19 protein-coding genes are annotated in these 23,287 nt (G+C 73.1%); 8 read left to right on the top strand and 11 right to left on the bottom strand.

Annotation, left to right across the window (positions count from 1 at the left end; translation table 11 throughout):
• Window positions 1-2: 2 nt before the first annotated feature.
• The gene (locus O2W53_RS04570; protein WP_269161847.1) at window positions 3-599 is read right to left on the bottom strand and encodes an SACE_7040 family transcriptional regulator; all 597 of its coding nucleotides are present in this window, start codon (window positions 597-599) and stop codon (window positions 3-5) included.
• Window positions 600-662: 63 nt separating this feature from the next.
• On the opposite strand from O2W53_RS04570, the gene O2W53_RS04575 reads away from it, so the two are divergent.
• Window positions 663-2,264 carry a carboxyl transferase domain-containing protein gene (locus O2W53_RS04575; RefSeq protein ID WP_269161848.1) on the top strand — a complete coding sequence of 534 codons (1,602 nt, stop codon included), beginning with the start codon at window positions 663-665 and terminating at the stop codon, window positions 2,262-2,264.
• 52 nt (window positions 2,265-2,316) lie between these two features.
• On the opposite strand, the gene O2W53_RS04580 is transcribed toward O2W53_RS04575, so the two are convergent.
• Window positions 2,317-2,847: a ferritin gene (locus tag O2W53_RS04580; RefSeq protein ID WP_269161849.1), complete on the bottom strand. Its 531-nt coding sequence runs from the start codon at window positions 2,845-2,847 to the stop codon at window positions 2,317-2,319.
• 98 nt (window positions 2,848-2,945) lie between these two features.
• Here O2W53_RS04580 and O2W53_RS04585 point away from each other — a divergent pair, with 98 nt between their 5' ends.
• Genes O2W53_RS04585 through O2W53_RS04595 form a run of 3 tightly spaced genes read left to right on the top strand, consistent with a single transcriptional unit; the run spans window position 2,946 to window position 6,338 of the window.
• Window positions 2,946-3,131, top strand: coding sequence for a hypothetical protein (locus O2W53_RS04585; RefSeq protein ID WP_164702154.1), 186 nt, complete (start codon window positions 2,946-2,948; stop codon window positions 3,129-3,131).
• Between the two features lie 55 nt (window positions 3,132-3,186).
• Window positions 3,187-5,181, top strand: coding sequence for an acetyl-CoA carboxylase biotin carboxylase subunit (locus O2W53_RS04590; RefSeq protein WP_269161850.1), 1,995 nt, complete (start codon window positions 3,187-3,189; stop codon window positions 5,179-5,181).
• Between the two features lie 2 nt (window positions 5,182-5,183).
• Window positions 5,184-6,338, top strand: coding sequence for an acyl-CoA dehydrogenase family protein (locus tag O2W53_RS04595; RefSeq protein WP_269161851.1), 1,155 nt, complete (start codon window positions 5,184-5,186; stop codon window positions 6,336-6,338).
• A gap of 100 nt (window positions 6,339-6,438) precedes the next feature.
• Here O2W53_RS04595 and codB read toward each other — a convergent pair whose 3' ends face one another.
• Both codB and O2W53_RS04605 read right to left on the bottom strand, forming a co-directional pair.
• Window positions 6,439-7,734 carry a cytosine permease gene (gene codB / locus O2W53_RS04600; RefSeq protein ID WP_269161852.1) on the bottom strand — a complete coding sequence of 432 codons (1,296 nt, stop codon included), beginning with the start codon at window positions 7,732-7,734 and terminating at the stop codon, window positions 6,439-6,441.
• A complete protein-coding gene (locus tag O2W53_RS04605) occupies window positions 7,731-8,237 on the bottom strand; it encodes a nucleoside deaminase (RefSeq protein ID WP_269161853.1) in 507 nt (168 codons plus the stop codon). The genes codB and O2W53_RS04605 overlap by 4 nt, the downstream gene beginning before the upstream one ends.
• Before the next feature lie 145 nt (window positions 8,238-8,382).
• Here O2W53_RS04605 and O2W53_RS04610 point away from each other — a divergent pair, with 145 nt between their 5' ends.
• Window positions 8,383-9,915 (top strand): helix-turn-helix domain-containing protein, encoded by a 1,533-nt coding sequence (locus O2W53_RS04610; protein WP_269161854.1) that lies wholly within the window; start codon window positions 8,383-8,385, stop codon window positions 9,913-9,915.
• A gap of 223 nt (window positions 9,916-10,138) precedes the next feature.
• On the top strand, window positions 10,139-12,481 hold the full coding sequence (locus O2W53_RS04615; protein WP_269161855.1) for a metallophosphoesterase: 2,343 nt from the start codon (window positions 10,139-10,141) through the stop codon (window positions 12,479-12,481).
• A 76-nt stretch (window positions 12,482-12,557) separates the two neighbouring features.
• Here O2W53_RS04615 and O2W53_RS04620 read toward each other — a convergent pair whose 3' ends face one another.
• The 4 genes from O2W53_RS04620 to O2W53_RS04635 form a co-directional block, all read right to left on the bottom strand.
• Window positions 12,558-13,571, bottom strand: coding sequence for an NADPH:quinone reductase (locus O2W53_RS04620; protein ID WP_269161856.1), 1,014 nt, complete (start codon window positions 13,569-13,571; stop codon window positions 12,558-12,560).
• 39 nt (window positions 13,572-13,610) lie between these two features.
• Window positions 13,611-13,958 carry a WhiB family transcriptional regulator gene (locus O2W53_RS04625; RefSeq protein WP_269161857.1) on the bottom strand — a complete coding sequence of 116 codons (348 nt, stop codon included), beginning with the start codon at window positions 13,956-13,958 and terminating at the stop codon, window positions 13,611-13,613.
• A 307-nt stretch (window positions 13,959-14,265) separates the two neighbouring features.
• Window positions 14,266-15,945, bottom strand: coding sequence for a DUF885 domain-containing protein (locus O2W53_RS04630; RefSeq protein WP_269161858.1), 1,680 nt, complete (start codon window positions 15,943-15,945; stop codon window positions 14,266-14,268).
• Between the two features lie 42 nt (window positions 15,946-15,987).
• Window positions 15,988-16,437 carry a cupin domain-containing protein gene (locus tag O2W53_RS04635; RefSeq protein ID WP_269161859.1) on the bottom strand — a complete coding sequence of 150 codons (450 nt, stop codon included), beginning with the start codon at window positions 16,435-16,437 and terminating at the stop codon, window positions 15,988-15,990.
• Window positions 16,438-16,578: 141 nt separating this feature from the next.
• Between O2W53_RS04635 and O2W53_RS04640 the strand changes: the two genes are divergently transcribed.
• Window positions 16,579-17,427: an SRPBCC family protein gene (locus O2W53_RS04640; protein WP_269161860.1), complete on the top strand. Its 849-nt coding sequence runs from the start codon at window positions 16,579-16,581 to the stop codon at window positions 17,425-17,427.
• Window positions 17,428-17,679: 252 nt separating this feature from the next.
• Entirely contained in the window at window positions 17,680-19,524 is a 1,845-nt protein-coding gene (locus tag O2W53_RS04645) for a glycosyl hydrolase family 28-related protein (RefSeq protein WP_269161861.1), read from the top strand.
• A 42-nt stretch (window positions 19,525-19,566) separates the two neighbouring features.
• Here the strand turns inward: O2W53_RS04645 and O2W53_RS04650 are convergent, their stop codons facing one another.
• From O2W53_RS04650 to O2W53_RS04660, 3 genes are all read right to left on the bottom strand, one after another.
• Window positions 19,567-20,544, bottom strand: coding sequence for a LacI family DNA-binding transcriptional regulator (locus O2W53_RS04650; protein WP_269161862.1), 978 nt, complete (start codon window positions 20,542-20,544; stop codon window positions 19,567-19,569).
• Window positions 20,545-20,709: 165 nt separating this feature from the next.
• On the bottom strand, window positions 20,710-21,729 hold the full coding sequence (locus O2W53_RS04655) for an ABC transporter permease subunit (RefSeq protein WP_269161863.1): 1,020 nt from the start codon (window positions 21,727-21,729) through the stop codon (window positions 20,710-20,712).
• Window positions 21,726-23,279: a sugar ABC transporter ATP-binding protein gene (locus O2W53_RS04660; RefSeq protein WP_269161864.1), complete on the bottom strand. Its 1,554-nt coding sequence runs from the start codon at window positions 23,277-23,279 to the stop codon at window positions 21,726-21,728. The genes O2W53_RS04655 and O2W53_RS04660 overlap by 4 nt, the downstream gene beginning before the upstream one ends.
• Between the last annotated feature and the right edge of the window lie 8 nt (window positions 23,280-23,287).

Consider the following 23,287-nt stretch of genomic DNA (forward strand, 5'->3'; position numbering starts at 1 on the left):
GTTCAGGAAAGGGCGGCGGCGATCGCCATCTCGGCCAGCAACCCGGCCATCGCCGGGCGGGCGACCCGGCCTGCGCTGTGCGGGGTGGAGTTGATCAGCCCGAAGAGCGCGTGCGCCCGAGCGCGGCAGGCCGCCGTCGAGGCCTCGGGGTGGAGCCGGGCCAGCACGGCGACCCACTCCTCGACGTAGCGCCGCTGCAGCTGCCGCACCTGGCGGGCGTCCCGGTCGGTCAGCGCGCCCAGGTCCCGGTCCTGCACGGTGATCAGGGCGGGGTTGTCCAGCGCGAAGTCGACCTGGAACTCCACCAGGGCGCGCAGCTGGTCGACCGGTGACGCCCCGGCCGCCGCGACCCGTTCGGTGCCGCCGGCCAGCAGCCGCTCGCTGATCCGCAGCAGCATCTCGGCCAGCATGGCGTCCTTGCTGGCGAAGTGCCGGTAGATCGCCGGGCCGGTCACGCCCACCGCGGCGCCCACGTCGTCGACGCCGACCGCGCGCGAGCCCCGTTCGGCGAAGAGCTGGGCGGCCGCGCGCAGGATCTGCTCCCGGCGGGAGGGGTTCGCCGCGTCGCTGTGCAGGGCGCTGTCCTGCTGGGACGTCACGGCGTCAGGTTAATCGCCGTTCACCCTGGACCAAGACTGTGAACCGTGGTTAACCTCACTCCCGTGGACGCACCGGTGCTGCACAGTGCCCCGTCGGCCGACCCGGCGGTGGCCGGCAACGCCGCGCACCACGCCGGCCTGGCCGCCGCGCTGGCCGCCCAGCTGGCCCGGGTGGCGCTCGGTGGGGGTGAGCGGGCCCGGCAGCGGCACACCGACCGCGGCAAGCTGCTGCCGCGCGAGCGCGTCGACGCGCTGCTGGACCCCGGGAGCCCGTTCCTGGAGTTGTCGCCGCTGGCCGCGCACGGCCTCTACGACGACGAGGCGCCGGCCGCCGGGATCATCACCGGGGTCGGCCGGGTGGCCGGTCGCGAGGTGGTCGTCGTCGCCAACGACGCCACCGTCAAGGGCGGCACCTACTACCCGATGACGGTGAAGAAGCACCTGCGGGCGCAGGAGGTGGCCAAGGAGAACCGGCTGCCCTGCATCTACCTGGTCGACTCCGGCGGGGCCTTCCTGCCGCTGCAGGACGAGGTCTTCCCCGACCGCGAGCACTTCGGCCGGATCTTCTTCAACCAGGCGAACCTGTCCAAGGCCGGGATCCCGCAGATCGCCGCCGTCCTCGGGTCGTGCACCGCCGGCGGTGCCTACGTGCCGGCGATGAGCGACGAGGCGGTCATCGTCCGCGACCAGGGCACGATCTTCCTGGGCGGCCCGCCGCTGGTGAAGGCGGCGACGGGGGAGGAGGTCAGCGCCGAGGACCTCGGCGGCGGCGACCTGCACTCCCGGGTCAGCGGCGTCACCGACCACCTCGCCGAGGACGACGCGCACGCGCTGCAGATCGTCCGGCAGATCGTCGGCACCCTCGGCCCGCGCGAGCCCCGGCCCTGGGACGTCGAGCCGGTCGAGGAGCCCGCGTACCCGGCGGAGAGCCTCTACGACGTCGTCCCGGTCGACACCCGCACGCCCTACGACGTCCGCGAGGTGATCGCCCGGCTGGTCGACGGCAGCCGGTTCGCCGAGTTCAAGCCGCTGTACGGGTCCACGCTGGTCACCGGCTTCGCCCGGCTGCACGGGCACCCGGTGGGGATCATCGCCAACAACGGCGTCCTGTTCGGTGAGTCCGCGCTCAAGGGCGCGCACTTCATCGAGCTGTGCGACCGGCGCAAGACCCCGCTGCTGTTCCTGCAGAACATCTCCGGGTTCATGGTCGGCCGCGACTACGAGGCCGGCGGCATCGCCAAGCACGGCGCGAAGATGGTCACCGCCGTGGCCTGCGCACGGGTGCCCAAGCTGACCGTCGTCATCGGTGGCTCGTTCGGCGCCGGCAACTACTCGATGTGCGGCCGGGCGTACTCACCCCGGTTCCTGTTCACCTGGCCCAACGCCCGCATCTCGGTGATGGGCGGGGAGCAGGCGGCCAGCGTGCTGGCGCAGGTCCGCCGGGACCGGCTCGGGGACGACTGGAGCGCCGAGGACGAGGAGGCGTTCAAGGCGCCGATCCGCCAGCGCTACGAGGAGCAGGGCCACCCGTACCACGCCACCGCCCGGCTCTGGGACGACGGCGTCATCGACCCCGCCCAGACCCGCACCGTGCTCGGGCTCGCGCTCTCCGCGTGCGCCAACGCCCCCCTCGAGGAGGTCGGCTATGGCGTCTTCCGGATGTGAGCGGTCGCCCTGGTCCCACCAAAATGGCCATTTCGGTGGGACCGGAGCGGGGTCAGTTGGTGGCGCCGGCGATCGCGGGGGCCATCGGGTCGGTGCCCTCGGGCTTGACCTCGCGCAGCACGTAGTCCTCGATCTGCTCCACGTCGTGGGCCGAGCGGCGGACGACGGTGAGCAGGTCGCTCATCTTGCTGACCTCCTCGACCTGCTCCTTGATGAACCACTGCATGAACTGGTCGGAGGCGAAGTCGTTGTGCTGCCGGGCGACCGCGGTGAGCTGGTTGATCTGCTCGGTGACCCGCTTCTCCTGCTCCAGGGCGAGGGCGACCGGCGCCACGACGTCGGAGAACTCGGTGGTCGGGGCCGCGATGCCGGGGATCTTCACCGGGGCGTCGGCGTCGAGCAGGTAGCGGACCATCATCATCGCGTGGTCGCGCTCCTCGCCGGCCTGGTCGAAGAACAGCTGCGCGGTCTGCGGCATGGTCTGCTCGTCGAAGTAGATGGCGCAGGCGACGTACTGCTGGTGGGCGGCGAACTCGTGGCCGATCTGGGCGTTGAGCAGGTCGATGAAGGCATCGGCGGCCATCGGGACTCCTGTAGGTCGCTGGGTGACGTCCCTCGAACGGTATCGGGCGACACGCCGCAGCCGTGGACGGGTCGGCAAGGCATGGCTAACCTCACCGCGTGGGGAAGCCGGCCAAGATGCCCAAGAAGAAGTGCTGCGTCGACAAGCCCCGGTGCGGTCGCTGTCCGCTGCGGGCGCTCGCCGAGGGGACGCTCCCGCCCGGCTACACCGTCAAGAAGCGCCGGCTGGTCAAGGCCACCAAGGCCGACGTCGTCCTCGCGAAGAGCACCCGCAAGGCGGCCTGATCCCACCTGGGGCCGGAGTCGCGCTCTTGGCCCCTTCCGTGGGGGGTGCTGAGGCGTGTTCGAGACCGTCCTGGTCGCCAACCGCGGGGAGATCGCCGTCCGGGTCATCCGGACGCTGCGGGCGATGGGCATCCGCTCGGTCGCGGTGTACAGCGAGGCCGACGCCGGTGCGCTGCACACCCGGCTGGCCGACGTCGCCGTCCCGATCGGGCCCGCCCCGGCCGCGCTGAGCTACCTGTCCATCGAGCGGGTGCTGGACGCCGCCCGGCGCACCGGCGCGCAGGCCGTGCACCCCGGCTACGGCTTCCTCTCCGAGAACGTCGAGTTCGCCCGCGCCTGCGAGAAGGCCGGGATCGTCTTCATCGGCCCGCCGGTCGCCGCGATCGAGGCGATGGGCGACAAGATCCGGGCCAAGCAGACCGTCGCCGCCGCCGGGGTGCCGGTCGTGCCAGGCCGCACCGAGCCGGGCATGGACGACGCCGCGGTCGCCCGGGCCGCGGTCGAGGTCGGCTTCCCGGTGCTGCTCAAGCCCAGCGCCGGCGGTGGCGGCAAGGGCATGCGGGTGGTGCGCGACCCGGCCGAGCTGGCCGAGCAGATCGCCGGTGCCCGCCGCGAGGCCCGCAGCTCCTTCGGCGACGACACGCTGCTGGTCGAGCGCTACCTCGGGCACTCCCGGCACATCGAGGTGCAGGTCTTCGGCGACGAGCACGGCACCGTGGTCCACCTGGGCGAGCGGGAGTGCAGCCTGCAGCGCCGGCACCAGAAGGTGGTCGAGGAGGCGCCGTCCCCGCTGCTCTCCCCGGCCCAGCGGGAGGCGATGGGCGCAGCGGCGGTCGAGGCGGCCCGGGCGGTCGGCTACACCGGCGCCGGGACGGTCGAGTTCATCGTCGACGCCGACGCGCCACAGGACTTCTTCTTCCTGGAGATGAACACCCGGCTGCAGGTCGAGCACCCGGTCACCGAGTGCGTCACCGGGCTGGACCTGGTGGAGCTGCAGCTGCGGGTGGCGGCCGGGGAGCGGCTGCCGATCGGGCAGGACGACGTCCGGCTGACCGGCCACGCGATCGAGGCCCGGGTCTACGCCGAGGACCCGGCGCGCGGGTTCCTGCCGCAGGCCGGGGAGGTCGTCGGGCTGGTCGAGCCGGCCGGCGCCGGCGTCCGGGTGGACAGCTCGCTGCGGGTCGGCGGCGTCATCGGCACCGATTACGACCCGATGCTGGCCAAGGTGATCGCCTGGGGCCCGGACCGGGAGACCGCTCGTGCGCGGCTGGTCACCGCCCTCGGCGACACCGCCGTCCTGGGCGTGGCCACCAACACCGGCTTCCTGCGGGACCTGCTGACCGACCCCGACGTCGTCGCCGGCCGGCTGGACACCGGGCTGATCGAACGCCGCGGCGAGGCGCTGACCGGTGCCCGGCCGATCCCCCCGCACGTCCACGCCGCGGCGGCGCTGGCGCTGCTGGCCGAGGTGGAGCCCCGGGGCGCAGCGGTCGACCCGTGGGCGGACACCTCGGGCTGGCGGCTCGGCGAGCCGGCCTGGACGGTGCGCCGGCTGCAGGCGCCCGGCGCCGATCCGGTGACGGTGCGGGTGCGCGGCCGGTCGACGGCCGCGCAGGTGCGCGTCGGGGACGGCGAGCCGATGTCCGCCCGCATCGACCGGGAGGGCGAACGGGTGACGGTGACCCTCGACGACGTCACCACCCGCTACACCGTGGTGCACGCCGGGGGCACGGTCTGGCTCGCCGGGGACGGGCACGCGGTCGGGCTGCGCGAGCACGAACGGCTCGCCACGACCGGGACGGCGGCCGGGTCCGACGGTGCGGTGACCGCGCCGATGCCCGGCACGGTCACGGTCGTACAGGTGTCCCTCGGGGACCAGGTGGAGGCGGGCACCCCGCTGCTGGTCGTCGAGGCGATGAAGATGGAGCACGTGCTGACCGCCCCGCTCGCGGGGACGGTCACCGAGCTCCCGGTGACGGCCGGCCAGTCGGTCCGGCTCGACGAGCGGGTGGCCGTGGTGACCCCACCGGCGCCCGGCGAGGAGGAGTGACCGTGCTGGACTACCGGCTCGACGAGGAGACCGAGGCGCTGCGGAAGGTGGTCCGCGAGTTCGCCGTGGAGGTCATCGCCCCGCAGATCGGCGGGTTCTACGAACGCGACGAGTTCCCCACCGACATCGTGCGGCAGATGGGCGAGCTGGGGCTGTTCGGCCTGCCGTTCCCCGAGGAGTACGGCGGCTCCGGCGGCGACTACTTCACCCTCTGCGTGGCGCTGGAGGAGCTGGCCCGGGTCGACAGCTCGGTGGCGATCACCCTGGAGGCCGGGGTGTCGCTGGGCGCCATGCCGATCTTCCGGTTCGGCACCGAGGAACAGAAGCAGCAGTGGCTGCCCCGGCTGTGCGCCGGCCAGGCGCTGGGCGCCTTCGGGCTCACCGAGGCCGGTGGCGGTTCCGATGCCGGGGCCACCAAGACGACCGCCCGGCTCGAGGACGGCGAGTGGGTGATCAACGGCTCGAAGGCCTTCATCACCAACTCCGGCACCGAGATCACCGACCTGGTCATCGTCACCGCAGTCACCGGAACCAAGCCCGACGGCGGCAAGGAGATCTCCACGATCATCGTGCCGTCGGGCACCCCGGGCTTCGCCGTCGGCAAGCGGTACGCCAAGGTCGGCTGGAACGCCTCGGACACCCGCGAGCTCTCCTTCAGCGACTGCCGGGTGCCCGCGGAGAACCTGGTGGGCGAGCGGGGGCGCGGGTACGCCCAGTTCCTGTCGATCCTGGACGAGGGCCGGATCGCGATCTCCGCGCTGGCCGTGGGGCTGGCCCAGGGTTGCGTCGACGAGTCGGTCAAGTACGCCGGGGAGCGGGAGGCGTTCGGGCAGCCGATCGGCCGCAACCAGGCGGTGCAGTTCATGATCGCCGACATGGAGGTGCGGGCCTCGACCGCGCGGCTGGCCTACTACCGGGCGGCGGAGAAGATGCTGCGCGGGGAGCCGTTCAAGCGGGAGGCCTCGATCGCCAAGCTGTACAGCTCGGAGATGGCGATGGAGAACGCCCGCTACGCCACCCAGGTGCACGGCGGGTACGGCTTCATGACCGAGTTCCCGGTCGGCCGTTTCTACCGCGACGCCAAGATCCTGGAGATCGGCGAGGGGACGAGCGAGGTGCAGCGGATGCTCATCGCCCGCTCTCTCGGCCTCGGCTGAGCGACCTCGCCGGTCGAGTGCGCAGTCCCGGTCGTCCGCCGCGGCGTGTCCGCGCGGGTCGGCGACCGGGACTGCGCACTCGAGGCGCCGGTCCGCCGGGTCAGCCGACCGGGGCCGGGCGACGGCCGCGCTGCACGACCAGCACCCCGACGACCGCCACCACGACGCCGATCACCGGCGGGATGCCCCAGCCGGCCTCGTTGCTCGCCCAGGCGGCGATCGAGGCCACCACGTAGACGCCGATGTTGCGCCACTCGACGCTCGGCAGCAGCGCGGTGGCACCGGACATGCCGTTCCGCCACCGGGCCAGGAAGTCGCCGATCACCACGCCGCCGAGCGGGGGGATCAGGATGCCCAGCCACACCAGGTAGTCGATCAGGTTGTCGTAGATGCCGGTGACGGCCAGCAGCGTGCCCAGCACGACCCCGCCCACCACGAAGGGCTTCTTCGACCGGGAGTCGGCGATCTCGGCGCCGGCGACGCCGAAGTTGTAGGCGGTGTTGTCGTTGGTCGTCCAGAGGTTGGCCACCAGGAAGACCAGCCCCCAGCCGACCAGGCCGAGCTGGTAGAGCACCAGCACGAAGTCGCCCTCCCCGAACGCCACGGCCCCGATCGCGCCGAAGCCGAGCATCAGCAGCTCGCCGACGAGGAAGGCGACCAGGCAGGCCCAGAAGCCCGCCGACGGGGTGCGCGCGAAGCGGGTCCAGTTGGGTGCCTGGGTGCCGCCGGAGGCGAAGGTGCCGACGACGATCGTCACCGCGACCGCGACGGTCATCGTCTCGCTGGGCACGATCGCCGTCAGCCCGCTCCAGCCGCCGACCTCCTCCAGCGACCGCCAGGTCACCCATCCGGCGAGCGCCAGCAGCAGCGGCACCGAGACCAGCGACAGCGCGTACATCCCCTTGTAGCCGAAGTACGCCGTCGCGCCCATCACCGCGCCGCCGACCAGCATCAGCGCCACCTCCGGCCCGCGGCCGTCCCAGCCGAGTGCGCTGGCGGTGAGCTGGGCGAGGGTGGCGACGGTGACGCCGTACCAGCCGATCTGGGTGCCGCCGAGCAGCAGGGAGGCGAGCTTCGCGCCGCGCGTGCCGAGCGTGTAGCGGCACATCATCACCGTGGTCAGCCCGGTGCGGGCGCCGATGCCGCCGATCGCGCCGACGTAGACGCCCAGCACGGCGCTGCCCAGCAGCAGCACCCAGATCAGGCTGGTGGCGGAGAAGGCCGCCCCGATCTGCGCGCCGGCCAGCATCGTCGGGGTGAAGAAGGTGAACCCGAGCAGCACGATGGACAGCGAGAACAGCGACCGCCGTGCCGACGCGGGCACCGGGTCGATCGGGTAGTCGGGGTCGACGACGGCGGCCGGGGACTCCGCGTGGCGGCTGGTGCTGGCGCTCATCGGGCTTCCTCCGCACCGGTACGCGCGGGCGGCTCTGCGCCGTCCTCGCCGATGTCCTCGTTCCACAGCGCCGGCTGGGCCGCGATGAAGTCGGTCATCAGGTCGATGCACCCCGGGTCGTCGAGGACGACGACCTCCACGCCGTGCTCGGCGAGCCAGTCGTGCCCGCCGCTGAACGTGCGCGCCTCCCCGACGACGAGCCGGGTGATGCCGAACTGGCGGACCAGCCCGCTGCAGTACCAACAGGGGGACAGCGTGGTCACCATCGTGGTGCCGCGGTAGGAGGGGCGGCGGCCGGCGGCCCGGAACGCCGCCGTCTCGGCGTGGACGGACGGGTCGGCGTCCTGCACCCGTCGGTTGTGGCCACGGCCCCACACGGTGCCGTCCGGGCCGATCAGCGCGGCCCCGATCGGCACCCCGCCCGTGGACAAGCCGGTCCGGGCCTCCGCCAGGGCCACCTCCAGCCACGCGCGGTCCTGGTCCGGTGGCTGGGGAGTCGTCATGTGGGTCCTCCTCGTGGGGCGGTCGCCCAGGTACCTGCGGGCTGGTCCTCCGCAGGGTCCGCCGTGCGGCGAGGGGTGGGCAATACGCTTGGTGTCGGGGATCGTCCTGTTGGTCCATGACGAACTGTCGACCGGGGGGACGCCTGTGGCGCTGACGCTGGCCGAGTTCCTGCTCCTGCCCTCGGTGCGGCAGGCCAGTCCGGAGGTGGCCGTCCCGCCCGCGCGGCTGGGCGCCGCCGTCCGCTGGGTGCACTCCAGCGAGATCTACGAGATCGGCCCCCTGCTGTCGGCCGGCGACCTGCTGCTCACCACCGGCCTCGGCCTGGCCGGGGTGGACGCCGGCGCCCGGCGGCACTGGGTCCGCGAGCTGGCGGCCCAGCGGGTGTCGGCGGTGGCCATGGAGCTGGGCCGGTCACTGCCGGACCTGCCGGGCGAGATCCTCGACGAGGCCACCCGGCACGGCCTGCCGCTGTACGTGTTGCGCCAGGTCGTGCCGTTCATCCGCATCTCCGAGGAGGCCAACGGCGCGATCCTGCACGCGGACGCGCCCCGGCTGCGGCTGGCCGACCAGGTGGTGCACGAGGTGCACGCGGCACTGGCCGCCGGCGGCGGGACCCCCGCAGTGGTGTCCTGCGCCGCGGCTGTGACCGGCGGCCCGGCCGCACTCGTCACCCGGTCGGGGCAGGTGGTGGCCGCCGCGGGGCTGCGGGACCAGCGGGCGACCGAACGGCTGCTCCGCCGGCCTGCGGCGAGCTCGCCGGTCCGCATCTGGGACGTCGACTGGGGGTCGGTCCTGCTGGGGCCCGGCCCCGGCTGCGACCTGCCCGGGCTGCGGGTGCTGGCGGCGCGGCTGGCGAGTGTGGCGGCGGTGGCGGTCGGGCAGTCGGGAACGGGGACGCCCGGCGACCTCGCGGCGCCGCTGCTCGCCGACCTGCTCGCCGACGCCGTCCCCGGGGTCCGTGAGCTGCTGGTCCGCGCCGGACTGGCGCGCTTCCACCCGTCGCCGGATGCGCGGCTGCTCGGCATCGCCGCGTCCGCACCCGACCCTCGGCAGGTGCTGGCGACCTGGGCCCACGTCGCGTCGACCCACGACCTGGAGCTGCTCGCCGACCGGGTCCGTGGGGAGGCCGTGGGGCTCGTCGCGGTCCCTGCCGCCCCGGACCGACCCGACCCGGCCGGGTGGCTGGCGAGCGTCCTCCCCGCTGCCGGGGTGGTCACCACCGTCGGCCCGGAGGTCCCGGTGGCCGACGCCGGCCGTTCCCTGCGGGAGGCGCACGACGCCCTGCCGGTGGCCACGCTGCTCGGACGGGGGACCGCGGTCACCCGCGACCTGACCCTGCTCCGGCTGCTGGGCCGGCTGGACGACCGGGCGCTGGCCCTCCTGGTGGACGACGCGCTGTCGCCGTTGCTGGCCTGGGACGCCGCGCATGGCAGCGACCTGGTGCAGACCCTCGCCGTCCTCCTGCGGCACGGGGGCAGCAGGACCCGCACAGCCGATGCGCTGCACGTGCAGCGGCAGTCGCTCTACCTGCGGCTGGCCCGGATCGAGGCACTGCTGGGGCGCCCCGTCGACGACCCGACGTCCCACGAGCACCTGGTCGTGGCCACCAGTGCCCGGGCGCTGCTCGACGCCCGGGCAGCGCAGCAGCGCTCGCGACACCGCCGGCTGGGCGGTTGACCCCGCCCGAGGCCCGGCCGAGCGTGCCAGCGGTGAGCGGAGCCGGCCGGGTCCACCTGCCGTCGCGGTTCCGGTACGGGCCGAGCCGGAGAAGATGATCTAGACGCTTCACGTCCGGCTGGTCCGGCGTACACAGCGCGGACACCGAGCGGCCACAGCCGCTCGACAGCGTGCTGGAGCGGTGGGACCCCCCACCGCCCCAGCACAGTCGAAGGACGTCCCCATGCACCTGCTCAGCCCACGGCCCGCACACCGCGGCGCCACCCCCGCCCGGACGGCGTGCCTGCGGGCCGTCGCCGGGGTCGGGGTGGCCGCCACGGTCGCCGGTCTCGCCACCGCCGGTGGCCTGGTCACCGCCGGCCCGGCGGCGGCCGCGCCCGTCGAGGCCGCGACCGTCGAGGCCGCGACCGTCGAGGCCGCTGCCACCGAGCCGGCCTCCCGGTTCACCCTCGCCGTCCTGCCGGACACGCAGTTCTACTCGCGGTACGCCGAGTCGGAGTTCGAGCGGCCCGACCGCTACGGCGACGGCAACAACCCCTTCGCCGCCCAGACCGAGTGGCTCGCCGAGCACGCCGACGAGCTGCGCATCCCGTTCGTCACCCACCTCGGCGACGTCGTGGACCAGGTCAACCAGGAGGGCGAGTGGCGCACCGCCGACGCCGCCATGCAGACCCTGGACGACGCCGACCTGCCGTACTCGGTGCTGGCCGGCAACCACGACGTCCGGAACAGCTCGAGCAACCACTACGACGACCAGTACGACCTGGCCCGAGAGCCCTTCCTGCGCTGGTTCGGGCCTGACCGGGCGGCCGAGCAGTCGACCTACGGCGGCAGCGACCCGACGGGGATGAACCAGTACCACGTGTTCGAGGCCGAGGGTCAGCAGTTCATGGTGCTGGCGCTGTCCTGGCGGGCGTCCGACGCCACCCTGCGCTGGGCCGACGAGGTGATGGCGCAGCACCCGACCGTGCCGGTCATCCTCACCTCGCACGACATCATCGGCATCCAGGACGACGGGGTCTCCCCGCAGGAGACCGGCTACGGCCTGCGGCTCTGGGACCAGCTCATCAAGGGCAACGACCAGATCTTCATGACCCTGAACGGCCACTTCCACGGCGCGACCCAGCTGGTGAAGCAGAACGACGCCGGGCACGCGGTGACCCAGGTCCTGATGGACTACCAGATGGCCTACGAGGGCGGGAACGGCTACCTCGGCCTGTTCGAGTTCGACCTCACCAACGACACCATCTCGGCGCAGACCGCCTCGCCGTGGGTGGTCGCCAAGCCGCAGGAGAAGCTGACCTCCTACGACCAGGCGTTCCTCGAGGGCCCCAACGAGCAGTTCACCCTGGACATCGACTTCTCCGAGCGGTTCGCCGGCTTCAACCCCGGGTTCACCGCCGGCTCCGCCGACGAGCCCTCGCTCACCCAGGCGGCGCGCGACATCCTGCTCGACGGCTTCGTCAGCCCCGACCCGGTCACCACCGAGCTGCCGGGCTCGACGGCGGACTACCCGCAGGTCGAGGGGACGCTGGCGCACTGGCGGATGAACGGGCTGCGCGGGGTGGTCGCCCAGGGCGGCGTCATCCGCGACGTCGAGGGCAACAACCGCAACAACCTCATGCGCGTGCCGATCAGCCGGTCCGGCTCGCCGACCGCACAGCTGCGGGACGTGAACTTCTCCCAGGAAGCGCACCCGTACTCCTCGGACGGAGCCGCGGTCTGCTTCAGCAACGCCAGCAAGCAGACCGACCGGTACAGCTACCTGACCACGCGCGCGGACGCGCCGGTGAACCTGGCGGCGCTGGAGAACGGCTACACGATCGAGACGTTCCTCCAGATCGACGAGAGCTGGACCCAGTCCGACAACGCGTGGATGAAGGCGATCGTGCGCTCGGGCAACCGCTCGCAGATCGGCGTGCCGCAGACCCGCTGGGACTGGACGGCGTCCCCGGTGGCCCTGGGCCTGTCGAACCTCAAGGAGTTCCAGTGGACCGAGGTGCCGATCGACACCGCCAAGGGTGACCGCACCTCGTGGTCGGGCGAGATCATGGTCGACACGTGGGCGCACGTGGCCCTGGTGAACGACCCGGCCACGGCCACAACGACGATGTACGTCGACGGTGCCCCGGTGCTGCGCAACGCCTCGAACACCGTGGGCCACGGGCTGGACGACGCGATGCCGTGGATCTTCGGTGCCGACTGGGTCGACGACCAGGCCACCAACGGCTGGAACGGCTGCATCGGTGAGACCCGCGTGGTCGACCACCCGATCGGCCGGGACGAGTGGCTGACCGCCCGGGCCGACATCGAGGGCCTCACGGTCACCTCGCCGGCGGTCGACACGACGACGTCGCCGGCGGTCACGGCCACCGGCACCGGCACCCCCGGCGCCACCGTCACGGTGACGGCCGGCATCACGCGCACGGTCGTCGTCGGCAAGGACGGCACCTGGCGGGCGGCCCTGGGCACGCTGCGCCCGGGCACGTACGAGCTGACCGCCCAACAGTCGCTGGGTGAGCGGTCCGCCGATCCGGTGAGCGTGCCCTTCCGCGTGGCCCGCTGACCTGACCCGAGCACGGCGACGCCCCCTCTCCCGGCCTGAGCCGGGGGAGGGGGCGTCCTCGTGTCCGGGTCCTTCGTCAGGCGGTGACGTCGATGAGCACCTTGCCGACGGCGCCGTCCTGCACCGCCTGGTGGGCGGCCGCGGTCTCGGACAGCGGGTGGACGTGCAGCGGCAGCCCGGCGTCCGCGCCGACCCGGACCGCGCCGTCGAGCACCGCGGAGTTGACGTCCTCGACGGCGATGTCCTTCGCCCGGGCGGGCTCGGTGTAGACGAGCACGAACTGCCAGCGGGCGTTGGGGACCATCTGGGCGCGCACTGGGATGGTCACCTCGGCGCCGCCGTCGTCGGCGTACATGGCGACCGCGCCGTGCAGGGCGATCACCTGGGCGTCGGTGGCGGCGTTCTGCGCGGCGGAGACCTCGACGATGGAGTCGACGCCCTTGGGCGCGATCTTGCCGACCTCGGTGACGACGTCCTGCCGCTTGTAGTCGATGACGTGGTCGGCGCCGGCCTTGGCGGCCAGCTGTGCCTTCGCCGGGGAGCTGACCGTGGCGATGACGGTGGCCTCGGCCCAGCGGGCGAGCTGGATGGCCGCGTTGCCGACCGCGCCGGCGCCGCCCTGCACCAGCACGGTGCGGCCGTTGAGCGAGCCGGGGGCGAGCCGGTCGGGGAGTGACTCCGCCACGGTGAGGCAGCGGTGTGCGGTGAGGAACGGGATGCCGAGGGCGGCGCCCAGTTCGAAGGAGGGGTCGGCACCCAGGAGCACGGTCTGCCGGGCCGGGACGACGGTGTACTCCGCCGCCGTGCCGTGCGGCCGCTGCCACGCGGCCTCCCAGACCCACACCCGCTCGCCGACGACCACGGGGTCGACGCCCTCGCCGACCGCGTCGATCGTGCCGGCGCCGTCCTGGTTGGGCACCTGGCCGCCGGGGCCGGGCTGGGCGGTGCTGCGGGTCTTCCAGTCGGTGGGGTTCACGCCGGAGAGGGCCAGGCGCACCCGCACCTCACCGGGGCCGGGGTCGGGGGTGGGGCGGTCGACGAGCTGCAGGACGTCAGGGCCGCCGGGCTGGGTGTAGGTGATGGCTCGCACGAGCCGCTCCTACCCGTCGCACCGGCTGCGATGCGCCGTTCAGCTGGCGCGGCGGCGGAGGCGACGACGCTCGCGCTCGGAGAGCCCGCCCCAGATGCCGAAGCGCTCGTCCATGGTCAGGGCGTACTCCAGGCACTCGGCCCGGACCTCGCAGCCGGTGCAGATCTTCTTGGCCTCCCGGGTCGAGCCGCCCTTCTCCGGGAAGAACGCCTCCGGGTCGGTCTCGGCGCACAGGGCGCGCTCCTGCCAGCTCTGGTCCTCGGTGTCCATGCCCGGGAAGCCGGCGTCGAAGACGTCGGCCAGGCCCAGGACGTCCTGCCCGTAGGTGACCGGGGCCGCCTCGGCAGCAGCAGTCCGGTAGTCGCTCATCCACGTCACGTCAGCCATCACGATGCGTCCCCCTGCGTCTCGTTCCGGCGTACCGCGGTTGCGGTTGCCGTTTCGTCACCGTCGGTGACTTCGAGAGGAATTACACGGGGGTCATTCCGAGGCGTCAAATGTCGGGCATGTGACGCCGAACCCCATGGGTCACAGCTGCCCCGGCGGCCTCACGAGCATGTCGAGATCGGCCCGACACGCCGTGTCCGGGGTCAGGTTCTGCCCACCGGGACCGAACGGTTCGTCCAGATCGAGATCGGCCGTCGGCGCTGGATCTGGACGTTCCGGACCCGCGACGTCCACCCGGCAGTCGAGGTCAGAACCGGGCGAGCTCCGCCGCGAGCGGCCCCAGCCCCAGCGGCCCGAGGTCGAGGACGGCGCGGTGCCAGGCCTTGAGGTCGAAGCCCGCGCCGGCGCGCTGCTCGGCCTGCGCGCGGCAGGTCAGGAACACCCGCTCGCCGACCTTGTAGGACGGCGCCTGGCCCGGCCAGCCCAGGTAGCGGTGCAGCTCGTCCACCCGCATCGCGTCCTCCATGTCCACGTGCGTGCGGAGGAACGCCAGGGCGACGTCGTAGGTCCAGCGGTCACCGGCGGCCCGGCCGGGCGGGATGGGCAGGTCCAGGTGGACCCCGATGTCCAGGACGACGCGGGCGGCCCGCAGCTCCTGGGCATCGAGCATGCCCAGCCGGTCGCCGGGGTCGTCGAGGAAGCCCAGCTCGCCCATCAGCCGCTCGGAGTACAGCGCCCAGCCCTCACCGTGCCCGGAGCACCAGCAGAGCAGCCGCTGCCAGCGGTTGAGCAGGGCGGCGCTGTAGACGGTCTGCCCGATCTGCAGGTGGTGGCCGGGCACGCCCTCGTGGAAGACCGTGGTCGTCTCCCGCCAGGTGGTCATGTCGGTGACGCCGTCGGGCAGCGACCACCACATCCGGCCGGGGCGGCTGAAGTCCTCGGTCGGGGCGGTGTAGTAGACGCCCTCGCCGGAGGTGGGGGTGAGCCGGCCCTCGACCCGCTTCACCGGGCCGGGGATGTCGAAGTGCACGCCGTCCAGCGCGGTCATCGCCCGGTCGGCCGTGTCCTGCAGCCAGGCCTGCAGCGCCTCGCGCCCGCGCACCTGCCGGGCCGGGTCGGCGTCCAGCACGGCCATCGCCTCGGCGATGCCCTTCCCGGGGGCGATCTGCTCGGCGACCGCCCGCTTCTCGGCGACGACCCGGGCCAGCTCGGCCCAGCCCCAGGCGTAGGTCTCCTCCAGGTCGAGGTCCACGCCGGTGAACAGCCGGGACTCCAGCGCGTACCGCTCGCGGCCGACGCCGTCGGCCTGGGGTGCGCGGGGGAGGAGCTCGCGTTCGACCGTGTCGGCGAAGTCGAGGAGCGCGGTGTGCACCCCCTCCACCGCCCGGTCGAGGTCGGCGCGCAACGCGTCGCCCACCGACGCCCGGCCGGTGAACTCGGCGTAGAAGCTGGGCTGCCCGCCGGCGCCGGCCCACCGGCGGGCGATGCCGGCGGCCAGCCGCACCTGCCGGACGGCGGAGACTCGGCCCTCGTCGGCGGCGGCGGTCAGCCCGGCCACGTAGCCGGCGAGCGCCTCGGGGATCCCGGCGATCCGCCGGGCGATGACCGCCCAGTCCTCCTCGGTGTCGGTGGGCATCAGGTCGAACGTGGTGCGGAAGTCCTGGAGCGGGCTCTCCATGCTGTTGAGCGCAGCCTGCGTCCAGCCGGCGTCGTGCAGCGCCAGCTCGGCGCCGAGCCGCTCGAGCATCGCGCTGCGGGCGACCTCGTCCCGCCGGTCGACCGGCTCGATCCGCTCCACCTCGGCGACGGTGCGGCGCAGCAGGTCGGCGCTGGCTGCGTGCCCGGCGGGGGTCAGGTCGGGCCAGCGGTCGTCGTGCCCGGGGACGCCGATGTAGGTCGCCACGGTCGGCTGGTCGGCGGCGTAGGCGTCGACGAAACGGTCGGCCAGCAGGTCGAGGGGGGACGGCGGACGCGCGGGCTCGGTCACGCCGGGGACGCTAGCCGCGGGCAGGCACGGCTGCAGCGGGGCTCAGTCGTCGGCGCCGCCGCCCTGCGGCGTCAGCGAGGGCAGGGCCACCACGATCGCCTCCTGGCTGCTGCGGGCGATCAGCACCACGGCCTCCTCGTCGCTGAGGTTCTCCTCGCGGTGCGGCGTGTACGGGGGCACGAAGACGTAGTCGCCCGGGCCGGTCTGCAGCCGCACCTCCTCGCCGTGCTCGGCGAAGACGAACACCGGGTGGCCGCGCAGGACGTGGATCGCCGTCTCCGAGTCGCCGTGGTGGTGGTCGCCGGAGCCGGTGTGCGGAGGCACGCGGGTCTCGCCCATCCACAGCCGCTCCGAACCGACCGTCGTGGCCGAGATCGCCTCCCGCCGCGACATGCCGGCGGTCTGTGCCGTCTCCCCGGACAGCTCGCCGGCGCGGACGTGCCGCAGCGGCCGGTGCCAGTCGTCGGGGGTCTCCTGCTGCGGTCGGGCCACGGTGCTCCTCCAGTGGTTCGGGACGTCGAGGTCATCTTCGCCGATCGAGCAGCCAGGTGGCCGGTCCCCGACGCGTGGATCCACCGATCGACGGGGTAGGGGGTGGGCCAGAGCACGTCCTGCTACGGAGGAGGAACGGCGATGACCACCAAGGTCGAAGAGTCCATCCAGGTCGACGTCCCGGTACGCACCGCGTACGACCAGTGGACGCAGTTCGAGGACTTCCCGCACTTCATGGGCGGGGTCAAGGAGGTCCAGCAGCGCGGTGACCAGCGGCTGCACTGGGTGGCCGAGATCGCCGGGGTGAAGCGGGAGTGGGACGCGGCCATCCTGGAGCAGGTGCCCGACCAGAAGATCGCCTGGGCCGCCACGGGGGGCGCGACCAACGCCGGCGCCGTCCGGTTCGAGCCTGCGGGTCCGGCCTCCACGATCGTCCACCTGACGCTGGAGTACGAGCCCGAGGGCGTGGTCGAGCAGGCCGGCGACAAGCTCGGCATCGTGGGCCGGCAGGTGAAGTCGGACCTGGCGAAGTTCAAGGACCTGATCGAGGACGAGGGCTACGCGAGCGGTGCGTGGCGCGGGTCCGTCCGGCCCGGGATGGGGGCCGGCACGCCCGGCGTCGAAGACGCGGCGTCCTCTCGTGGGGACAGCGGCAAGGCCGGCATCTCGGCGAAGAGCGTGGTTGCCGGCGTCGCTGCGGTCGCCGCTGCCGGAGCGGCCGTGGCCGCCTCGAAGAGCGGGTCGGACGACGAGTCGCAGCCCGAGTCGCAGCCCCAGTCGCAGCCGCGCGAGGTGCCTGCCGCGCCGCCGGTGGTCCCGGCGCAGCCGGTGACCGGTGTCGAGCAGCCGCCGGCGGCCGACGTTCGGGACGAGGTGCTGGTCGAGCAGCCGGACGCCGGTGCCCGCGTCACCCCGGCGGCCGAGGACGACACGCCGACCGGACGTGACGACGGCGAGGAGCCGATGATCCGCGGCGGCAGCCCTCGCTGACCCCGACGGTGGGGGGAGGGGGCGGATCGGCCCTCCCCCCACCCACGGCACAGCGCCTCGAGGGCACGCCGATGGCCTCTTGACACAGCTCTGCCCCTCGTCGACCCTCCCGGTGACCCGAGTCACGTGACACGTGTCACCTACTCAACGACGAGGACCCGCATGGCATCTCCCAGCGCCCCTGCCCGCCCGTTGTCCCCACCGCGCCGACGAGCGCCCGCCCGTGGCCGCCACCTCGGTGGCCTGCTGACCTTGGCCCTGCCACTCGCGGTGCTCGCCGTCCCGGCGACCGCGAGCGCCGCGCCACCCGGCCACGGGCCGGGCGGGGGCGGGGGTCCGGGCGGAGGTGTGGCCGACCTCGGCCCGAACGTCACCGTCTTCGACCCGAGCATGCCGGTCGACCAGATCCAGGCCACCCTCGACGCCACCTACGCCCAGCAGGTCGACAACGAGATGGGCACCGAGCGCTACGCCTACCTCTTCGCGCCGGGCACCTACGGCACCGACAGCGACCCGCTGCAGATCAAGGTCGGCTACTACACGGAGATCTCGGGGCTCGGCGACTCGCCGTCCGACGTGGTGATCAACGGCAAGGTCGAGACCTACAACCGCTGCCTGGCCCCGGACAACTGCATCGCGCTGAACAACTTCTGGCGCACCGTCTCCAACCTGACCATCCAGGTCAACGGCACCGGGCAGGACGGCTGCCGGGCGCCGACGAACTTCTGGGCCGTCTCCCAGGCGGTGTCCATGCGCCGGGTCCAGGTACAGGGCGGCGACCTCTCCCTGATGGACTACTGCACCGCAGGGCCGCAGTACGCCAGCGGCGGGTTCATCGCCGACTCGACCGCCGGCACCGTCATCAACGGCTCGCAGCAGCAGTGGTACACCCGCAACAGCGTGATCGCCGAGTGGACCAACGGCGTGTGGAACCAGGTCTTCTCCGGCGTCGAGGGCGCCCCGGCCGACGCCACGTTCCCCGACCCGCCGTACACCACCCTGGAGACCACCCCGGTCAGCCGGGAGAAGCCGTTCCTGTTCCTGGACGAGCGCGGCCGCTACGCCGTCCGGGTGCCGGACGCCCAGCGCGACACCCGCGGGTTGAGCTGGGACGACGGGATGACCGCCGGGCGCACCATCCCGTTGGCGGAGTTCCTCGTCGTCACCCCGGACACCGGGTTCGGGCGGATCAACGCCCAGCTCGCCCGGGGCGGGCACCTGCTGTTCACCCCCGGGGTCTACGACGTCGCGCACAGCCTGAAGGTCAAGCGGGCGGACACCGTCGTGCTGGGCATCGGGCACGCGACGCTCACGGCCGACCGCGGTGTCACGCCGCTGGAGATCGAGGACGTGCCCGGCGTGGTCGTCGCCGGCATGACCATCGACGCCGGGAGCCGGCTGTCCCCGGTGCTGCTGCAGGTGGGCGACGGCAAGGGCCGGTCCCGGTCCGACGCGGCGAACCCGACGACGCTGTCCGACGTCTACTTCCGGGTCGGCGGCCCGCACGTCGGGAAGACCGACGTCGCCCTGCAGGTGAACAGCGACCACGTGCTCATCGACCACACCTGGGTGTGGCGCGCCGACCACGGGGTGGAGGACTTCACCGCCGGCGTCAACGGCGACACCGACCGCTGGCGGACCAACGTCGGACGCAACGGCGTGGTCGTCAACGGCGACGACGTCACCGCCACCGGCCTCTTCGTCGAGCACTTCCAGCAGCACAACACCATCTGGAACGGCGAGCGCGGCCGGGTCGTGCTGTACCAGAACGAGATCCCCTACGACCCGCCGTCGCAGGCCGACTGGCAGGAGCCGGACGGCACGCTCGGCTGGGCCGGCTACAAGGTCGGTGACCACGTCCGGCAGCACCGGCTGGACGGTGGCGGCGTCTACGGCTACCAGCGCAACGCCGAGCCGGGCATCACCACCGAGACGGGGTTCGAGGTGCCGGTCACCCCGGGCGTGCAGCTGCACCACGTCATGACCGTCCACCTGGACGGGATCGGCGTGATCGAGAACGTGGTCAACGACGTGGGGGGCCGGTCGGACGCCAGCACCCAGGGGACGCCGCAGTACGTCGTGGACTACCCGGGCTGACCCGTAGCCGGCGGGCCGGGGCGTCGTGCCCCGGCCCGCCGGTCACGCCGTTCCCCGGACCACCAGCCGCAGCACCTCGGCCCCGTGGGTGGCGGGCGCCGGGACGCCGTCCAGCGCCGCGGCGACGGCGGTGGCGATCGCCCGGGCCTGCACTCCCGCGTCCTGGGCGACGGTGGTCAGCGCCGGGTCGCTCAGCCGTCCGGCGGGCACGTCGTCGACGCCGATCACCGCGACGTCGCCCGGCACCGACAGCCCGCAGGCGCGCACGCCGGCGAGGACCGCGAGCGCCACCTCGTCGTTGTAGGCGGCCACCGCGGTGACCCCTCCTCTGCGCCAGGCGCGGACGGCGGCGGTGGCCGAACCGACGTCCAGGTCGACGTCCTGCACCACCGGCGCGGCCAGCCCGAGCCGCGCGCACTCGGTGCGCACCCCGCTCAGCCGCCGCTCGGCGAAGTCGGCGAGCCGGGGCTCGACGGGTGCAGCCCAGCCGAGGTGCACGTGCCCGGTGTCGGCCAGGTGCCGCACCTGCAGCTGCCCGACCCGGGTCTGCGGGACGGCGAACACCGCGCGCGGGTCCTCGTCGAGGGAGGTGTTCAGCACCTGGATGCCGGCCCGGCGCATGGCGTCGGCGTCCTCCGCCCCGAACTCGGTGAAGCCGACGACGGCGCGCGGGGTGACCGCCCGCCACAGCTCCGCCAGCGGGCGAGGCCCCCGGCCGTGGTGCACGAGCACCGACAGCTGCCGGTCGGACAGCTCCCGGGTCAGCTCGTCGAGGACGGTGTCGAGGACCGGCCCCACCGTCCAGTTCGGCAGCACGCAGAGCACCAGGTCGCTGCGGCCGCTGCGCAGCGTCCGGGCGGCGGCTGAGGGGGAGTAGCCGAGCCGGGCCGCCGCCGCCAGCACCCGTTCCCGGGTGTCCGCGGAGATCATCGCGCCGTGCTTGTCGTTGAGCACGTAGCTCACCGTCGTCCGGGAGACGCCGCTCTCCTGGGCGACGTCGGCGCTGGTGACCCGTGGCACGTCTCTCCTCCCGCCCGGTGTGCTGCGGTGATCGTGCCGTACCGGTCGCGCGCGGAGGAGCATCGCGCCCGCGACGACGACGCCCGTCCCGGTCGGTGGACCGGGACGGGCGTCGTGGGTCAGGGGCCGGCCGGTGGGCGACGGCATCCGCCCACCGGCCCGGAGTCACGTGCCGGCGCGGGAGAAGCGCTTCAGGCTGTCCAGCGCGATGGCGATGATGATCACGACGCCCTTGATGATCAGCTGGTAGAAGAAGGGCACGTCCAGCAGGATCAGGCCGTTCGACAGCACCCCGATGATCACTGCGCCGACCAGCGTGCCGAGGATCCGGCCGCGGCCACCCGCCAGGGAGGTGCCGCCGAGCACGACCGCGGCGATGGCGTCGAGCTCGTAGCCCTGGCCGGCGGTCGGCTGGGCGGACAGCACCCGGGCGGAGAAGATGAGGCCGGCGACCCCGGCGGCCGCCCCGGCGAGCATGTAGGCCGACAGCAGCACCCGCTTGACGTTGATCCCCGCCAGCCGGGCCGCCTCCATGTTGCCGCCGACGGCGTAGACGTGGCGGCCGAACCGGGTCCGCTCCAGCAGGAACCAGAAGATCGCGTAGACGACGACCATCACGACCACCGGCTGCGGGATGCCGGCCACGCTGCCGTTGCCGATACCGCGGAAGCCCAGGTCGCTGGCGACCAGCGGTTGGCCGTCCAGCAGCGAGTAGGCCAGGCCGCGCAGGTACGTCATCGAGCCCAGGGTGACGATGAACGCGGGCAGGGCCAGCCAGGCGACGAACGCGCCGTTGAGCGCGCCGGCGACGGCACCGATGAGGATGCCGCCGAGCAGGGCCAGCGGCGTGGGCACCCCGTCGACCGCGAGCAGGACGCTGCCCACCCCGGCCACCGCGAGGATCGACCCGACGGACAGGTCGATGCCCGCCGTCAGGATGACCACGGTGAGCCCGGCGGCCAGGATCGCGTTGATCGAGACCGACCGCGCCACGTTGATGGCGTTGTCGACCGAGAGGAAGTTCGGCGCGAGGGCGGCCATCAGCGCGATGAGGATGAGCAGCACCAGGAAGATGCCGACCCGGTCCCACCAGTGGGCGATGACGGACCCGCGCCGGACCGCCGCCGGCTCGGGCTTCGTGTCCGGGAGGGGGTTCTCCGGGGTGGTGTCGGTGATCGGGTTCATCGGGCAGTCCCAGCGGTCTCGGTCGTGGTGGCGCCGTCGTCGTAGACGCCGGTGGCGTGTTGCATGACGCTCTCCTCGTCCGCCGTGCGGGCGTCGAGGGTGGCGACGATCCGGCCGTTGCGCATGACCAGCAGCTCGTCGCTGATGCCGAGGGCCTCCGGGAGGTCCGAGGAGATGACCAGCACGGCTGCCCCGGTCCCGGCGATCTCGTTGATCAGGCGGTAGATCTCGCTCTTGGCGCCGATGTCCACCCCGCGGGTGGGCTCGTCGAGGATCAGCAGCCTGGGCTTCTGCAGCAGCAGCCGCCCGAGCACGAGCTTCTGCTGGTTCCCGCCGGACAGCGCCCGCGACTCGAGCTTCAGCGCGTTGGACCGCACCTTGAGCTGGTCCATCACGCCGCGCACGGCCGTGAGCAGCGACCCGTTCCGGACGACGCCGGCGCTGCTGTGGTCCGGCAGCGTGGACATGCCGATGTTGTCCTTGACCGACAGGTCCAGGAACAGCGCCTGGTCCTTACGACTCTCCGGCAGCAGCCCCACCCCGGCCTTGATGCCGTCGATGGGGTTGCGCACCTCCAGCGGTTCGCCGTCCAGGGTCACGGTCCCCCCGGTGCGGCGGTCGGCGCCGTAGATCAGCCGCGCCACCTCGGTCCGTCCGGCACCGATCAGGCCCACCATCCCGACGACCTGGCCGCCGCGCACGTCGAAGCTGACCGGTCCGATGTCGCCGGGCCCGGTGAGGTCCCGGACGGTGAGGCGGACCTCCCCGGACTGGTGGGCGTTGCGCACGTAGAGGTCGTCGATGTCGCGGCCGACCATCATCTTCACGATGTCGCCGGGCCCGACCTGATCCGGCCCGCTCGCCCGCATGTCCCGGGTGCCGATGAGCTGCCCGTCGCGGAAGACGGTGACCCGGTCGGCGAGCTCCCAGACCTCCTCCATGCGGTGGCTGATGTAGACCAGCCCCATGCCGCGCGAGCGCATCGACCGGATGAGCTCGAACAGCTGCTGGCTCTCGGTGCGGGAGAGCGCGGCCGTCGGCTCGTCGAGCACCAGGACCTGGGCGTTCTCCGCGACCGCGCGGGCGATCTCGACCATCTGCTGCATGCCGACGCTGAGCCGGCCGATCGGCCGGTTCGGGTCGATGTCCGCGCCGACCCGGGCCAGCTTCTCCCGGGCCTGCGCGACCATCGCCTTGCGGTCCAGCATCCCGAAGCGCAGCGGCTCGTTCCCGGTGGCCAGGTTCTCGGCCACCGTCATCTCCGGGATGGTGTTGAGCTCCTGATGGATGATCGCCACCCCGGCGGCCATGGCGTCGCGGGGCGAGGCCATGGTCACCGGGGAGCCGGAGATCCTGATGGAGCCGGTGTCCGGCTGGTAGTTGCCTGAGATGATCTTCATGAGCGTCGACTTGCCGGCGCCGTTCTCGCCCATCAGGGCGTGCACCTCGCCGGCCCGGACGTCGAAGCTCACGTCCGACAGAGCGAGGGTGGCGCCGAAGCGCTTGCTGATGCCCTCCACCTCGAGCAGTGGAGCTGTTGACCCAGTCACGAGAGTTC

The sequence above is a fragment of the Modestobacter sp. VKM Ac-2978 genome, from assembly GCF_026968025.1.
Taxonomy (GTDB): Bacteria; Actinomycetota; Actinomycetes; order Mycobacteriales; family Geodermatophilaceae; genus Modestobacter.

Bases quoted from the DNA above. Each gene is read 5' to 3' on its own strand.
- O2W53_RS04640 (WP_269161860.1), top strand. From the start codon at position 16,579: ATGACCACCAAGGTCGAAGAGTCCATCCAGGTCGACGTCCCGGTACGC.
- O2W53_RS04605 (WP_269161853.1), bottom strand. From the start codon at position 8,237: ATGACGACTCCCCAGCCACCGGACCAGGACCGCGCGTGGCTGGAGGTG.
- O2W53_RS04655 (WP_269161863.1), bottom strand. From the start codon at position 21,729: ATGAACCCGATCACCGACACCACCCCGGAGAACCCCCTCCCGGACACG.
- O2W53_RS04580 (WP_269161849.1), bottom strand. From the start codon at position 2,847: ATGGCCGCCGATGCCTTCATCGACCTGCTCAACGCCCAGATCGGCCAC.
- O2W53_RS04615 (WP_269161855.1), top strand. From the start codon at position 10,139: ATGCACCTGCTCAGCCCACGGCCCGCACACCGCGGCGCCACCCCCGCC.
- codB (WP_269161852.1), bottom strand. From the start codon at position 7,734: ATGAGCGCCAGCACCAGCCGCCACGCGGAGTCCCCGGCCGCCGTCGTC.
- O2W53_RS04625 (WP_269161857.1), bottom strand. From the start codon at position 13,958: ATGGCTGACGTGACGTGGATGAGCGACTACCGGACTGCTGCTGCCGAG.